Origin of the sequence: Colwellia psychrerythraea 34H (assembly GCF_000012325.1) — a bacterium.
In the GTDB taxonomy this organism is placed as follows: Bacteria; Pseudomonadota; Gammaproteobacteria; order Enterobacterales; family Alteromonadaceae; genus Colwellia; species Colwellia psychrerythraea_A.
This window is the reverse complement of the sequence record NC_003910.7, coordinates 2828719-2844367: the sequence shown is the minus strand read 5'-3', so window position 1 is coordinate 2844367 and position 15649 is coordinate 2828719. Positions and strand designations below refer to the sequence as shown.

12 protein-coding genes are annotated in these 15649 nt (G+C 36.5%); 6 read left to right on the top strand and 6 right to left on the bottom strand.

Annotated elements, in window-relative coordinates; all coding sequences use genetic code 11:
• Positions 1-5: 5 nt before the first annotated feature.
• Both CPS_RS12145 and CPS_RS12140 read left to right on the top strand, forming a co-directional pair.
• Positions 6-2129, top strand: a complete 2124-nt coding sequence (locus CPS_RS12145) for a TonB-dependent siderophore receptor (RefSeq protein WP_011043530.1) — start codon at positions 6-8, stop codon at positions 2127-2129.
• A gap of 54 nt (positions 2130-2183) precedes the next feature.
• Positions 2184-3302: a PepSY-associated TM helix domain-containing protein gene (locus tag CPS_RS12140; RefSeq protein ID WP_011043529.1), complete on the top strand. Its 1119-nt coding sequence runs from the start codon at positions 2184-2186 to the stop codon at positions 3300-3302.
• Between the two features lie 105 nt (positions 3303-3407).
• On the opposite strand, the gene CPS_RS12135 is transcribed toward CPS_RS12140, so the two are convergent.
• From CPS_RS12135 to CPS_RS12125, 3 genes are all read right to left on the bottom strand, one after another.
• Complete coding sequence (locus CPS_RS12135) at positions 3408-4577, bottom strand: CaiB/BaiF CoA transferase family protein (RefSeq protein ID WP_011043528.1); 1170 nt, start codon at positions 4575-4577, stop codon at positions 3408-3410.
• Between the two features lie 342 nt (positions 4578-4919).
• Positions 4920-5687, bottom strand: coding sequence for a 3-hydroxyacyl-CoA dehydrogenase (locus tag CPS_RS12130; RefSeq protein ID WP_011043526.1), 768 nt, complete (start codon positions 5685-5687; stop codon positions 4920-4922).
• A 14-nt stretch (positions 5688-5701) separates the two neighbouring features.
• On the bottom strand, positions 5702-6859 hold the full coding sequence (locus CPS_RS12125) for an acyl-CoA dehydrogenase family protein (RefSeq protein ID WP_011043525.1): 1158 nt from the start codon (positions 6857-6859) through the stop codon (positions 5702-5704).
• 292 nt (positions 6860-7151) lie between these two features.
• Between CPS_RS12125 and CPS_RS12120 the strand changes: the two genes are divergently transcribed.
• Positions 7152-8147: an AraC family transcriptional regulator gene (locus tag CPS_RS12120; protein ID WP_011043524.1), complete on the top strand. Its 996-nt coding sequence runs from the start codon at positions 7152-7154 to the stop codon at positions 8145-8147.
• A 38-nt stretch (positions 8148-8185) separates the two neighbouring features.
• On the opposite strand, the gene CPS_RS12115 is transcribed toward CPS_RS12120, so the two are convergent.
• The 3 genes from CPS_RS12115 to CPS_RS12105 all read right to left on the bottom strand — a co-directional run bounded on the left by CPS_RS12115 (position 8186) and on the right by CPS_RS12105 (position 12378).
• Positions 8186-9853: a phosphoethanolamine transferase gene (locus CPS_RS12115; protein ID WP_011043523.1), complete on the bottom strand. Its 1668-nt coding sequence runs from the start codon at positions 9851-9853 to the stop codon at positions 8186-8188.
• A 189-nt stretch (positions 9854-10042) separates the two neighbouring features.
• The gene (locus CPS_RS12110) at positions 10043-11917 is read right to left on the bottom strand and encodes an LTA synthase family protein (RefSeq protein ID WP_049758038.1); all 1875 of its coding nucleotides are present in this window, start codon (positions 11915-11917) and stop codon (positions 10043-10045) included.
• A 95-nt stretch (positions 11918-12012) separates the two neighbouring features.
• Positions 12013-12378 carry a diacylglycerol kinase gene (locus tag CPS_RS12105; protein ID WP_011043521.1) on the bottom strand — a complete coding sequence of 122 codons (366 nt, stop codon included), beginning with the start codon at positions 12376-12378 and terminating at the stop codon, positions 12013-12015.
• A 237-nt stretch (positions 12379-12615) separates the two neighbouring features.
• On the opposite strand from CPS_RS12105, the gene CPS_RS12100 reads away from it, so the two are divergent.
• The 3 genes from CPS_RS12100 (at position 12616) to CPS_RS12090 (ending at position 15514) form a co-directional block, all read left to right on the top strand.
• Positions 12616-13302, top strand: coding sequence for a response regulator transcription factor (locus tag CPS_RS12100; protein ID WP_011043520.1), 687 nt, complete (start codon positions 12616-12618; stop codon positions 13300-13302).
• Complete coding sequence (locus tag CPS_RS12095; protein WP_011043519.1) at positions 13290-14729, top strand: sensor histidine kinase; 1440 nt, start codon at positions 13290-13292, stop codon at positions 14727-14729. Before CPS_RS12100 ends, CPS_RS12095 begins: the two co-directional genes overlap by 13 nt.
• Positions 14730-15079: 350 nt before the next feature.
• Positions 15080-15514, top strand: coding sequence for a hypothetical protein (locus CPS_RS12090; protein WP_011043517.1), 435 nt, complete (start codon positions 15080-15082; stop codon positions 15512-15514).
• The last annotated feature ends 135 nt before the right edge of the window (positions 15515-15649 follow it).

Sequence of the window (15649 nt, the reverse complement as noted above, 5' to 3'; positions counted from 1 at the left end):
ACGCAGTGAAAAACCTCCCTTTAAATTTGATTACCCTCACAATTTTAACGACAACTAATGCATTTGCCGAAGGCAGCAAAAATTCAGATGTTGAAAAAATTGAAGTTCAAGGCACCTATATCGAAGGATACGGTGCTCATGAAGTGAGTGGGGCATCTCGTTTAGATTTATCTATTATCGAAATACCGCAATCTGTGTCCGTAATTACTAGTGCACAAATGAGAGACTTTCAATTATCTGACATCAATGCCGCATTAGATTCTGCAACAGGTATCAATGTTGAACGCATTGAAACAGATAGAACTTATTACACCGCACGCGGCTTTGACGTAACAAACTTTCAAATTGATGGTGTTGGTTTACCTTTAACGTCTGGTAACAACCATGCAGATGAAGATACTGCCATTTATGAACGTATAGAGGTTATTCGCGGTGCAAACGGTTTGATGACGGGTGTTGGTAATCCATCAGCAACGATTAATTTTATTCGTAAACGTCCAACAGAAGAAACGGAAGTAAGTGTTAGAGGAACCGTAGGCTCTTGGGATAAAACGCGTTTAGAGGTAGATGCGTCAACACCACTTACTGATAAAGTGAGTGCTCGTGTTGTGTTAGTTAAACAAGACAATGAATCTTATTTGGATCGATACGAACAAGATAAAAGCGTCGCCTATGCTTTTATTGGTGCAGAATTGACAGACAGTACCTATCTTTCAATAAGTCACAGTTACAACCAAAGTGATGCGATAGGTAATAACTGGGGAGCTAATCCTCTTTATTATACTGATGGTAGCGCCACTGATTATGATGCTTCAACTAATACTTCAGCAAACTGGTCAAATTGGCAAGTTGTTAAAAATAATACCGTGGTTGAATTAGCTCATTATTTTAATTCTCAATGGAGTTTACGCGCCACTTACTCACATAAAACAACAGATGAAGATACTGAGTTATTTTATGTCTACGGTACACCAGATAAAAATACTGAGTTAGGTCTACTGGGATATGCGAGTGAATATGACCTAGATGATAAACATAACTTATTTGATGCGTACATCAATGGTGAGTTTTCATTATTCGGCCGTGAGCATCAAATTGTCGCGGGTATCAATTACGCCAAGATGAGTTATGTTGATAAATCACTCTATGATTACACAACAGGAAATGGTTTCCCTGTTATGCCACCATTACCTGAATGGGACGGAAATACCCCAAAGCCGATATTTACTGACGGCTTAACAGGCAGTGATGTTACTAATGAACAAAAAGCAGCCTACTTTACTGCACGTTTTGAAGTGTTAGATAACTTACATGTAATCGCTGGTGGCCGTTATAACGATTGGAATGTAGAGGGCAATTCATACAACGTTGTTCAAGATGCTTCGGATAAAGAATTTATTCCCTATTTAGGTGCTGTTTATCAAATTACCCCAGAATTAGTGGCCTATACCAGTTACACCGAAACATTTGTGTCACAGACTAAATTAGATATTAATGATAAAATCCTCGCGCCCATAACGGGTGAAAGTAAAGAGATAGGGATCAAAAGTGAATTTTTTGATGGTTTACTTATCGGCTCAATTGCTTACTTTGATGTACAACAAACGAATGTTGCCAAGCTCGATGTTCGCACGACAGATTTACCTATTAACTTACAACGTTACATTGGGGCTGAAGGAATTAGCAGTAATGGGTTTGAATTGGAAGTTGCAGGGCAAATTTATGACAATTTACAGCTGAGTTTTGGCTTCACTGACTTTGACATTTCGGGTGATGACGTTGTTGCTGATTATACCCCTTCTACACTTATTAAACTTGCCGCCACATACACCGTGCCTGCCATTGAAGGTTTATCGATAGGTGTCAACATGAATTGGCAAGATGATATTTCACGTAAACAAGGTGTTGTGGGTGATGGCTTTGCTAACGCAGGTGAAGAGATAGTCACCAAACAAGGTGCCTACGCAGTTGTGAACGTAATGATGGCTTATGCCATTACCGATAATGTTAGCTTATCACTTAATGCCAATAACATAACCGATGAAAAATATATCAATAGCTTATATTGGGCTCAAGGATATTACGGTGCACCCGCTAATTATTCAGCCACATTAAGCTGGTCACTTTAGGGAAAAGTGCAGTGGTATTACGTTAGGTAATACCACCTGTCACTGTAAAATATTATGAGAAAAAAATTATATAAATGGCATTCCGTTGGTGCACTTTTTGCCATGTTACCCTTGTTAATAATTTCCCTTACAGGGAGTATATTAGTCTTTAAGGTTGAGTTAGATACTTTATTGATGCCTGATAAAATGCAAGTGAGTAACACTAGTCCTAGTGAGAGATTGTCGTTAGATGTATTGATAGCGAACGTGAAATCAAAATACCCAGCTCATGAAATAGGCAGTTGGGAATTATTTGATGATAAAAGTAGAACAGATACCGCTTATCTCATTAAGCAGCAGACAACAAATTGGTCGAAATTATATGTAAACCAATATAGCGGAGAATTACTTTCTACACCGGTAGGTACATCAGATGATTTAACGGATTGGTTACTAGATTTACATTATAAATTGTTACTAGAAACCAACGGTATGTTTCTAGGTGCTATTGTGTCGTTATTACTTTTATTATTAGGGATAAGTGGCATCATTTTATACCGTAAGTTTTGGATCAATTTTTTCACTTTACGCTTAACACTTGCCCGCAGAATATTTTTTAGTGATCTCCATAAAATGATTGGTATATCAAGCTCACCCGTTATCCTTATTCTCGCGTTTACAGGAGCTTATTGGAACATTTCACTGGTGATACATGAGGTATCAGAACATATTGTTGAAGAGCCTTATTTAATTGAACATCAACTGCATAATCAAGAGCTTTCAATACAAACATTGTTAGACAGCAATCAAGAGACAATTAAAAACTTTGAAGCAACCTACCTATTAATGCCATTTGAACCCGCCATGGATATCATGTTTTACGGTACAGTGAACTCAGCAAACCCGCTTAATAGTAACTATTCAAGTACGATATCTTATGATAAAAGCTCAGGGGAAATGATTCACTCAGAAGATGTGAGATCGGCGAATGCATTACATGTAACCATTGATAGTTTTAGAAAATTACACTTTGGTCATTTTGGTGGTTTAACCAGTAAGTTAATTTGGTGTGTTTTAGGACTAAGTCCATTAATATTGGCGTTTACCGGTTTATATCTATATTTGTATAAAAACAGAAATAGAAAGATATTGTCTGTTTCTCGCATTAAAAAGCCGGTAAAACAGCTAAGTTAGCAGAATAACAATAAAGTCTACTTAGCTATTTTTTACTGGAGCATAAAGTAGACTTTTTAATTTTAATTAAACGATTCTGCGAGGGAGCTTTTTAGCTGAGGTTTTCTAAAAGGTTACTACGCCATTTTTTTCAAGCGCCGTTATTCTGCTATTACTTAAACCCAGTTCAGATAGTACTTGCTTGCCATCTACACCTAGCTCAACACCTGCTTGTTGATATTCAGCTTGGTAAGCTGAAAATTTAATGGGACAAGCTAGTTGTTTTTGCATGCCTGTTTTCGGATGCGGCACATCGACAATCAACTCTCTGGCAACTATCTGAGGATGCTCACTAGCTTCTTTTAGGTTAAGTACTGGCTCAACACATAAATCAAGCTTGATAAATATTGCCTGCCATTGCTGATAAGTTTTTTGCTTAAAAGCGTGAGTAAAACTGTCTTTAATTTGTTGTTGTGCTGAGGACTTGCTTGCTAGTGGCAGAAGGTGCTCTAAGTCGAGTAGTTGGCACAAACCAGTAAAGAATTTTGGCTCTAAGCTACCAACGGACAGGTAACGACCATCGCTGGTCTGATAATAATCATAAAAAGTCCCACCATTCAGCAGTTGAGATTCAGCTGTTGGTATTTCATCACCAGCGAGCGTACCTGCACCACTCATTGCATTCAATGCAAAAGCACAGTCGGTCATACTGATATCAATCATTTGACCTTCTCCTGTACGTTGACGGTGATGTAGTGCGGTTAATATACCAATAACACCATGCAGCGAACCGCCGGCAACATCGGCTATTTGAATGCCCTGAGGAATAGGCGATTGTTCTTTTCTTTTGGAATAACTGCTAATGCCAGCAATGGCTAGGTAATTTAAATCATGTCCTGCGCGATTTTTGTAAGGCCCTGTTTGACCATAACCAGTGATCGCACAATAGATTATTTTAGGGTTAACTGCTTTTAGCGCTTCATAACCAATGCCGAGCCTGTCCATGACGCCAGGCCTAAACTGCTCAAGCACCACATCATACTCTTTGATCAGTGTTTTAATAATTTCAATAGCTTCTGGTTGTTTTAAATCGAGTGCGATTGATTCTTTAGAACGATTCAAATATTGATGAGCAGCGGATGATGCGCCTACTTGGGGTGACATTTCTCTGACTAAATCAACGCGAGTTGGTGATTCAACTCGTAAAACCTTTGCGCCGAGATCGGCAAGCATCATTGAGGCGTATGGGCCAGGAAGTAGGGTGGAAAGATCTAAAATTTTAATATCGCTTAACATGGACTACTCCAACAGAAAAATTAAAATTAACAGAAAAAAAAGGGAGGCTAGCAATCGGCCCCCCAAAACGCAAACTTTATACCAAGTTGATTAAGTTCTTTCCCACTCAGCGAGAATTAAAAGGCTTAGAGGCAAGACATTGATTGAAGAGAATGGTTATTCCCTTGTCAAAATCAATAACGCAGCATATAAGCCTTTTAAACTCGCCCTTTGGGAACTTGTTCTATGCCCATTAACATCATTAAATTTATTTGATTTAGAATGCTAGACCTAAACAAATTCACCTTGTTATTGAACATTTAACATAGCTCTGAGTTGGGAAGAAATTTAATCAAATTGGTATTACTTAGGCTCCATTCGAATAGCGCCGTCAAGACGAATCACTTCGCCATTAAGGTAGCTATTGGTAATTATATGAGCTGCTAAATCAGCATACTCAACGGGGTCGCCAAAACGTTTAGGACTTTGCACCATTTTGATCAGTGGATCGCGAACTTCGTCACTAAATCCTTTCATCATGGCGGTATCGAAGATACCCGGTGCTATGGTCATAATACGAATACCCAGTGGGGCTAAATCGCGAGCAATAGGTAGAGTCATCGACACAATGCCACCTTTACTAGCGCTATAGGCTGATTGACCCACTTGGCCATCATAGGCGGCAACTGAGGCAGTATTGATAATTACGCCACGTTCGCCTTTAGCATCGGGTTCGTTTTTCGCCATTTGCTCAGCAGCTAAACGTAATACATTAAAGGTACCAATCAGGTTGATATTGATAACCTGTGAAAATTTTTCTAAAGCCAATGCGCCATTGCGACCAACGGTTTTACCACCAGGAGCAATGCCTGCACAATTAATACAAGCGTGTATGGTGCCAAAAGCATCAACAGCTGCTTTTATACCGGCAACAACTGAAGTTTCGTCTGTAACATTTACTGTAGCGAAAATTGATGTTTCGCCTAACGTTGCAACAAGTGAATTTCCTGCATCTTCGTTCAAGTCAAAGGCAACAATTTTTGCACCTTGTTTGGCTAATTCTTGGCAAGTAACTAAACCTAAGCCTGAAGCGGCGCCAGTGACGACAACGACTTTGTTATTTAAATCCATGGTAAATTCCTAAATTAGTTTATTTCTTGTAACAAATCACGTGCGATAATAACGCGTTGAATTTCGCTTGTGCCTTCATAAATAGAGGCTACACGAACATCTCGTGCGTAACGTTCTAGTGGGTAGTCTTTGATGTAACCTGCGCCGCCCATGAGTTGCAAAGCGGTATAACAAACTTGATTGGCTTTTTCTGAAGCAAATAGCTTGGCCATTGAAGCTTCTTTACCAAAAGGTTGCCCTTTGTCTTTTTTATCCGCTGCGTTCATAAGTAATAAACGTGCTGCTTCTAGATCGGTATAAGCATCAGCTAGCATCCATTGAATGCCTTGAAACTTAGCTATTTTTTGACCAAATTGTTGACGCTCATTAACATAATCACGGGCAAAATCGATGGCAGCTAAACCTATGCCTAAAGATAGTGAACCAATGCCGATACGACCACCAGCGAGTTCAGATACAGCGACTTTAAAACCTTGATTGAGTGTGCCCATTAAGGCATCTTTCGGTAGTCGACAATTATCAAAAACGACTTCATTGGTAGCAGAAGCGTGTTGGCCCATTTTTTTCTCGGCTGGTGATATAATTAAACCGGGAGCATCGGCTTCAACTAAGAAACACGAAATACCTTTACCTCTTGGTGCACTAGGGTCCGTTACCGCCCATAATACAAATACACCTGCATATTCACCGCTAGTAATATATTGCTTAGCGCCATTAATGACCCACTCATCGCCTTCTAAAATGGCTTTAGTTTTCATGCCTGATGGATCTGAACCCGCACCTGACTCAGTCAAACAGAAGCCACCTGCGGCATATTCACCACTACAAAGTTTAGGTAGATACTTTTCTTTTTGTGCTTCACTCGCCACAGACTCAATAACTTCACCCACCATATTAGTGACTGACATGGTGACGGCTGTTGATGCACAGGCACGTGAAATTTCAGTCATTGCGAGGCTAAAAACTACCGTGCCAGCTTCAGCGCCACCGTATTGTGCACCGACATTGAGTCCCATAAAACCGAGCTCAGCGAGTTTTTTCAAATTACTTAAGAACAGTTCGCGGTCACCATATTGATCGAGTTTTTCAGCCACAGGCGCAAGTTCAGTTTGTGCAAACTTAGCCGCCATGTCTTTTATCATCGCTTGGTCTTCAGTTAGTGAAAGGTCCATAATAGTTCTCTTTTAAATTTTCTTAGTAAAATTAGGTGCTTATTGCTAGTACTTGTTTAGGGAAGTGCAAACACGTTATTTATTATCTCATCTATCGATAGTTGATAATCGACACTTGGGTATCGATGCATGAGAATCAAAAGATAAGATTTAATAATAGATGCCATTACTATAGGGAGTATTAAAGTTAATTAAAATGACAAAATGTAACGATATAACTCACTAAACATTACAGGTAGGATGTAATTAAGATATAGTTGGTTATAAATATAGAGCAGTAGAAACGGTAATCATGGCCAAAGTTGATATTCATTATTTTAACCAAGCGCTCGCTTGTGCTGTGCGTAAAGGCTTTGATGGTGACAAAATCTTATTATCATTAGATATTACGATTACGCCCAACCAGCAACGAGTTGATGGTGAGCAAATGACTCGTTTAGTGCAATATGTGTGGGCAAAGCTCAATGATGAATTTCTTGGCTGTACTAAGCATCCTTGTAAGACGGGAATATTTCCTTTTATGGCTCATCATGTGTTTCACTATAAAAGCCTGGATAAAATGCTCGAACAGGGCATTTCGTTTTACAATTTAGTCACTGATGATGTGCAAATGAAGCTTGTCAGGGTAGGAGAGGTTGCTGAATTAGAATTCGTTTTTAGTCATCCTGAACTTGATCCTAAACATTTCTTTCTCGAATTCTGGTTAATTATTTGGCATCGCTTTTCCAGTTGGTTAATTGACGTGAAAATTCCGTTGAGCCAAGTTTGTTTTACTCATCCTAAACCACAGCATTCTCAGGAAGCAAAGTTACTCTTTACATGTCGGCACAGTTTTAACCGCCCCACAGTAAAGTTATGCTTTCATGCGAAATACTTAGATCTACCTTGCGTTAGAACTAGAACAGAACTCACTCGTTTTTTGCGAGATTCACCAGCAGATTTAATAACTATTCCAGGCAGTGGTCAAAGTTTTAAAGCCAAAATTAGAGCAATATTGATACATGATGAGAGTGATATTCTTTTTTGTCCAAGTTTTGAAATACTTGCCCTGAGTTTAAATATGAGTGCCCAAACGTTACGCCGTCGCCTTAAAGTTGAAGGGACAAGCTATCCAATGATTAAGGATGAAATTCGACGTGACTTGGCGATTGATTATTTAGTGATGACTAACCGCAACATTACCGATATTTCCACTGCATTGGGTTTTAGCGAACCCCGCTCATTTACTCGCGCTTTTAAACAGTGGACCGGCGTATCGCCCTCAAAATACAACCGGGCTAAGGTGTAACCTAACTAGCTGTGATAGTGTCGGCTTAGTTTTACTTATTATTGCTCATCAGTCGTATTATTAACCAATAAATCACGGGTATTACATTGATGAAATATATCAAAATTTGGCTTGTATGTTTTTGATTTAACTTTCATTAATCCTAAAATACTGTGAAAGACATTATCATGTGTAAATGTATTGTCAGCTAAATTATTTAAACAATTCTGATCAGTTTTGTTTTGATTATTGCTCCAAAAGAGCATGGGTATGTGCGTTTGTTGTGTTGGTGCAAAGGCGTAAGGAAAACCATGTAAATAAAGCCCGTTCTCCCCAAGTGATTCACCATGGTCAGACACATAAAGCATAGCGGTATCTATATTGTTTTTTTCTTCTAACAAGGATAATTCTTCAATCATTTTGGATAAAACATAGTCGCTGTATGCAATAGTATTATCGTAAGTATTGACGATTTGTTCTTGAGTACAGTTTTGTATATCACTACGTTGACAATCAGGTAAGAATTTAGGGAAATTTTCAGGGTATCGACGGTAATAGGTTGGCCCATGTGAACCAATAAGGTGTAAAACAATCAAGGTAGTTTGGTGGGTTAAATGGCTCAGTTTATTTTTTAACGGCGATAACAGAACTTCATCAAAACAATAATCACCATCGCATAAGTTATGTATTTTGCTCTTATCCATATTTATGGTGGTAACTCGGTTGCAGGCACCTTTACAACCTTCATTATTATCTAGCCAAAGTACATCAACATTGGCAAGTTTTACGATATCCAACAGGTTCTGTTGATTGTTGGCTACTTGCTTTTGGTAGTCACTTCTACCTAGAGCAGAAAACATGCAAGGTACAGATACCGCCGTTGCTGTGCCACACGATGACATGTTTTTAAACGAAATAGGGTGATGAACACGGGTAAATTGATTGGTTGGTTTATCATAACCATTGAGAGAAAAGCTTTCTGCACGCGCTGTTTCGCCAACTACCATCAATATTACCCGTTTACCTGCTTCATTATCAGTTAATAATATGGGCGAATTATCTAATACAGTGAACGTTGCCGGTTCATTAAAGTAATTATTTCGAATAAACTTATAACCACTGACAACACTTTTTAAAGGGGTGATATAAGACGTTAACGTTCTATTATTTCGACCAACGGATGCGTAATCACCATAAAAGAAAAAAGCGATGATAAAGAATGATAATGTCGATAAAGAGAGCAGTTTTAATCGTTGTGTGAGCTCTGTTTTAAGTGGGGAAAAAGTTAGCTTAACCTTGTATAAATACATTATGGGTAATACTGATAATGCTGCAACAATTAGAAAAGCATTAACATTTAGGTAAGTAAAGGCTTCCGAACTGCTGGTTTTAACCGTATTTTCAATCATGCCATAATCAAAAACGATGCCATAAGAAAAGGTTGCATATGTCATAAGTGCTGAGATAAAGGTAAAAACTATTAGCGCTGGTTTTAATAAATATTTAACTGAAAAAACAGAAAAGAAAATCAACAATATATTGAGTAATAAAATGGGAACACTCAACAGGAATAGGAGGTTGTATTTATCTAATAACAAAACCGCATTATAGGTTTTAAGTAAGAATGTTAAGTTAAAAACGACAACAAAATAACAACTCAGGATAAGTATTAATTTATTCGCGGTTACGCTTTGAAAAAAATTAGATTTAAGATACAAATGTGGCATAAAAAACTCACTATAAGACAGATGTTTATAGTGTGCTATTTCATACTTAAGAACGGCTTAATATAGACTTAAAGTCCACTTAACTAATTAATATAAAATGATTTTAGTTATTGTTATTTTAATGAAAAAGGTTCAATACACCTAAAGTATATTGAACCTTTTCTTTATATTTAACCACAGTTTTAATTGTTACTTATACAACCCGTTTTTGTATAAATAACTGCCTAACAGGGCATGAGCTTTAGCGCGTTTACTTAACGCCTGCGTACTTACCTTATTGTCATTATTTCGAATAATTAAAGCCGGCTTTTCAGGCTGTAAAAACGTTTTATCATCGAGAGTCATAAACAGGAAGTTTTTATCATATTGCATCATTGCTCGCTGCTTTTTCTTTGGGATATTTTGGGTTAAATCATGACCTATCATTGGGTGATAACCACTGATTCCCGCTAAAGATAATAAGGTAGGCGCAATATCAATTTGACTCGCTAGTCGTGCATCTTGTTTAGCTGGAATATCTTGACCAATAATTAGCGCCGGAATATGAAAATGCTCAATTGGAACAAGTTCAGCACCACCAACTCGTGAATCATGGTCGGCAATAATAACAAAAATGGTGTTGTTCCAGTAATCTGCCTTTTTTGCTTTTTTGAAAAATTGACCTAAGGCATAGTCAGCATACTTAGCGGCATTATTTCGTGAGCTTTTTTGTTCATCATAAAGGCTGATTTTATTATCTGGATAATCGTAAGGAGAATGATTTGAGCTAGTAAACACCAAACTAAAAAAAGGCTCTTCATTTTGATTAAGTAATTCAAATTCTCGATGAGCTTGATCATATAAGTCCTCATCTGATGCGCCCCACGAACCTTCAAATTCAACGTTATCGAATTTAGGTAAATCAACAATATCGGTAAAGCCGTTGCCTAAGAAAAAGCTTTTCATATTATCAAAGTGACTTTCACCACCATAAATAAACTGAGTATTGTAGTTTTGTGGTTTTAAAAACTGCGCTATGGTAAAAAAGTCATGTTGTGATTTATCCAGTTTCACAATAGAGCGAGATGTTGTTGGTGTGAACCCCGTTATTACGGCTTCAATACCACGTACTGAGCGAGTTCCTGTTGCGTAAAGGTTAGTGAGATTCCAGCCTTGAGTCATTAATTTATCTAGCTCAGGTGAAAGGGGTAATCCGCCAAGGGTTTTTACATAGCGCGCACCTAAACTTTCTTGTAGTAAGATAACTATATTTTTAGGTTTACCTCGATAACTTGCTTGATGATAACTTTGTGTGGGGATTTCACTATTTTTATAGAGATCAAGTGCTGTTAAGCTCGCTGACTTTATTTCGTTCAGAATTTCTTGTGCAGCCATTTTGCCATAATAGTTATCACTCCCTTTTTCTAGCTGCATCTGTTTGAGTGCAAAAGCCGTGGAATATAATGAATTTACACTTAAATCATTAAGTAAATGATCTGTTGAAAAAGACATCATTGCAGGGTTAATAGGTCGATGCTCTAAGGTGCCTCTAGCGCCCAGTAAACATAATAAAAATAGCGTCATACAAATAAATGATAAATATTTCTTGGGTATGGATACAGAGTCACTCCATGATTTATCAAACAAAAATACTGATAGTTTATAACTGATAAATAAAGCCAGTAAACTACACAGTATTTCTAGTTTATAACCAGATAAAAGCATAGAAATAACTTCTTTAGGATAAATTAGATATTCAATAAATAGTCGGTTAGGTCTTAAGTCATATTCTAAAATAAACGTTGGCGTTATTACTTCAAAGAAAATAGTACTTAGGAGTATTAACGTCAACCAAGCAAATACAATTGGTTTTAATATTTTCATACCTTTAGCTGTTATTAATGAGATAGCAGTGAGCAGTAAAGGTAATATCATTAAATAGGACATTGTAGAAATATCAATTCGAAAGCCATTAATCATGATCTGTAGCCAAGCATCGTTTATTAATGTTCTTTCAGCTTGCCATAAAATTAACGATAAACGGCTAAAAGACAGTATAGATAACATGACTATGTAAAAGATCATTAAGGTCCATATTGAACCTAATGATCCTTTTATAAGTAGAATAAAACTTGTGTTGTTATCCTCTTTAGTTTGCTGATCTAAAGAGGGCTGTAACGCTATATGTTCCATAAGACAACGGACCAAGCAGCCAAAGCAACAAACAAACTGAATAATACGGCTAGAGAGCCTAAGTCTTTTGCTAAACCTGATAATGGATGATGTTCTAATCCAATACGATCAATCGCTACTTCAATAGCGGTATTTACTATTTCTATAACTAATACAAAGCCAAGTACACTGACTAACAGTAATTGTACTAATGCATCAATACTCAGGTAAAAGCTAAAAAGTGTGAGCATTGCACTGATAATGAACTCTTGTTTAAATGCCGATTCATTGTTGATTAACCAAACGAAACCTCTAAAACTATTTAATAATGCGAAATAAACTCGCTTAAGGCCTGTATATTTTTGTATTTTCATTGAGCTATTACTGACTGTGTATAGAAATATAGAGGAGTAAAGTAGCAAGGGGAACTTAAGTATTACTTAGACAAAACTTAAGCTTTATTGAGTACTAACTGAATAAATACTGAAGAGTAAAACGACGAACGATTAAATTTATAAAAATCATCCAACACTTAAGTAAACCTTAAGTAAACCTTAAGTGTTGGATGATAAATTAATAAAAAATTGCCCCTTTTTATTGTTGTTGATGATATGAATATTTTATTAGTTGAAGATTCGGTTAAATTAAGACGTAGTTTGCGCATAGGTTTATCCGGCGTTGGATTCACGGTAGATGAAACAGGTGATGGCGCTGAAGCGTTATCAATGGCCATCGCAGAAGATTACGACATTATTATTTTAGACTTAATGCTACCAAGCGTTGATGGCATTGAAATATTGAAAACGCTACGTAGATTGAAAAAACAAAGCAAAGTATTAATTTTGTCAGCTAAAGATCTGGTAGGTGATCGTATCGAAGGATTATTAAGCGGTGCGGATGATTATATGACTAAGCCATTTTCATTTGATGAATTACATGCCAGATTGCTTACGCTGACACGCAGAGGAGGTTTGCTTGTCGATAATGATTGCATCATGCTTCATGGTTATCGAATTGATTTACAACTGAAAAGTCTTTTATTTAAAACAGAAGAGATTGAGTTAACCCCCACAGAATATAAAATTATTGAATGTTTGTTCTTAAATAAAAACAAAGTAGTCAGTATAGAAAAAATGAGTGAGTTTATTGTCGGACGATATGATGCTATTGCTAAAAATTCACTGGAAGCACACTTATCTTCGATTCGTAAAAAAGTTAAACATTTAGAAGAACAACTTCCGATTAAAAATAAACGAGGTTTTGGCTATATCGCAACGGAAAGCCTATGTCATCAATAAAGTCCTCGTTAGTTAAACAGCTCACCTTAATTATTTCCGTTATTTTATTTTTGGTACTACTTTTTTTAGATATTAGTGTTGATACTTATGTAGAGCGACAGTTTGAAAGTGCCTTAGTTCAAGAAGGAAAAAGACTGATTAATCATATTGATGTAGAAAATGGAAAAATTTCATTAAGCTTACGTGCTGATCTAATGGAAGAGTTTTCCGCTAAAAAGTTAGGGAAATACTTTAAAATTTGGGCAGATAACAAGGTAATTATAAAATCAGCTTCACTCTCTAATTATCCTAATTTTAATGTCCCAGAGGTTAAGCTTAAAAGTAATGAGTACTTAATTAAAAGCATCGAGTTACCTGATGGAAGATCAGGTCGAATTTTTATCTATAATGTTGGCAATGCTAAAAAATATAATACGAATTATCAAAGTGATATCTATCTTGGTTTAACCAATGTAAGCGAAAGTTTAGAAAGTATTCAAATTTTAATAGATATTGTCTTTTTATTAACTGCTATCGCCACCGCATTTTTTATTCGATACTTAGTGAATAAAATTGTTAGTCAAGGTTTAAAGCCTATTGAAAAGCTTAATCAACAAATCAGAGACATCAATTTCAATGATGAAAATGCCTGTTTTGATATTATTTCTCCGCCCAAAGAAATTAAAACGATTATTGATGAACTGAACCAATTTTTAATGGTGAATCGTTCGTTGTTACAGTCAGAACAACGCTTAACGTCTGATATAGCCCATGAGCTAAAAACACCCATTTCAGAACTGATGAGCGTGACAGAAATCGCCATCAAATATCCTCAAAATAAGGAGGTATTAGCAACCTTTAAAGATGATGTTATTTCAATTTCAATGCGAATGAATAATATTGTTAAATCACTACTTATGTTTAATAAAACCAACAGCAAGCACTTCGTTTTATCTACAACAGAAATAGACCTAGTATCAGAACTTCATGGTTTGATAGAAAGGTTTCATAGTACGAGCAATGAAAGTCAAAGCCGTATCAATATAGAAAGCCCCGCATCATTATTAATTCAAAGTGACTACTTTTGCATTGAAGCTATACTCACTAATTTAATTAACAATGCACTGTATTACAGTCCTCAAAACACTATTGTCGATATAGATATTCACACGAGTGAAGGGACAACGGCATTATTAATTAGTAATCAATTATCTGTAGCGATGAATGATAATGATCTTAACAATATGTTTGAGCCCTTGTGGCAAAAAGATCAATCAAGAACTTCTGAGGATCATTTTGGTTTAGGCTTATCGATTGTGAAACGTTTATGCCGTCAGATGGATATGGAAATTTCGGTGCATTTAAAATCAGAAAAAGTCATTGAGTTTATGCTTGTTTTTGATCAAGAAAGTGAATGTGTCCAACACGAAGTCACTAACGGTAGATAGTTGAACACTACCGCTAGTTTTATTTTCCAACGTTAACACCTTATCTACAAACCAATCATGGCAACTGCCAACAGATAATATATCTCCGTATATGGTTTCCTGAAATATAGCGTCAAGTTTCATCAATTACTAAATAGAAGCCTTGCAATTACATTTGGTAATGATTATCATTTGTATTAGTTGTTTTTAATAAGAATAACGATGAAGAATATAACGATTACTTCGATAGTTGCTTTGATTATGACCAATACGACAATTTATACCAAGCTTTATGACGTTAAGTTACTAACACGTGATGAACAAAAACCGTGTTAGTACTTATTTATTCCAAGTGAATTAGGAGGGAGGTTATGGAACATTCTCACTGGCAATCATTGTTGAAAAACGGCAACGATTGTTTTGATAATCAACAGTTGGATCAAGCTGAGACTTTCTATTTGCAGGCTTACGATTTACTTAGTGCCGCTCGTGGTGTTAATCCACTATCGTCCGACTTATTAATGGCCTGGATATGCACATGTCATAACTTGACGTCATTGTATGAAGTGTTTGGTTATTTAGATTTGTCGCTGGAATATCTAATGATTCCCCATGACTATTTAATGAAGGCATCAGAGGCTAACTATTTAAATGACGATATTAAATTAACAGCCTTTAAGGGGATGAGCATAACGCTACCAGCAATTTTATCATTCACTAAGAATTACGCAAATTGTGATGGTTGTCGTTTGCAGCTCCCATCGTTACAAAAAATCATGGGACAAGAGACATCTTCTATTCATTAACAACGTTATAAAACTTTGCTCAAGAAAGGCATGATCATAATTGACTCTAAATTGAAGAGATTTAAACAGATGAATAACAACAAAGTCTTAAGAAAAATCATGATGTCAATAAAGTGGGAAGCCGTAAGTCAATGA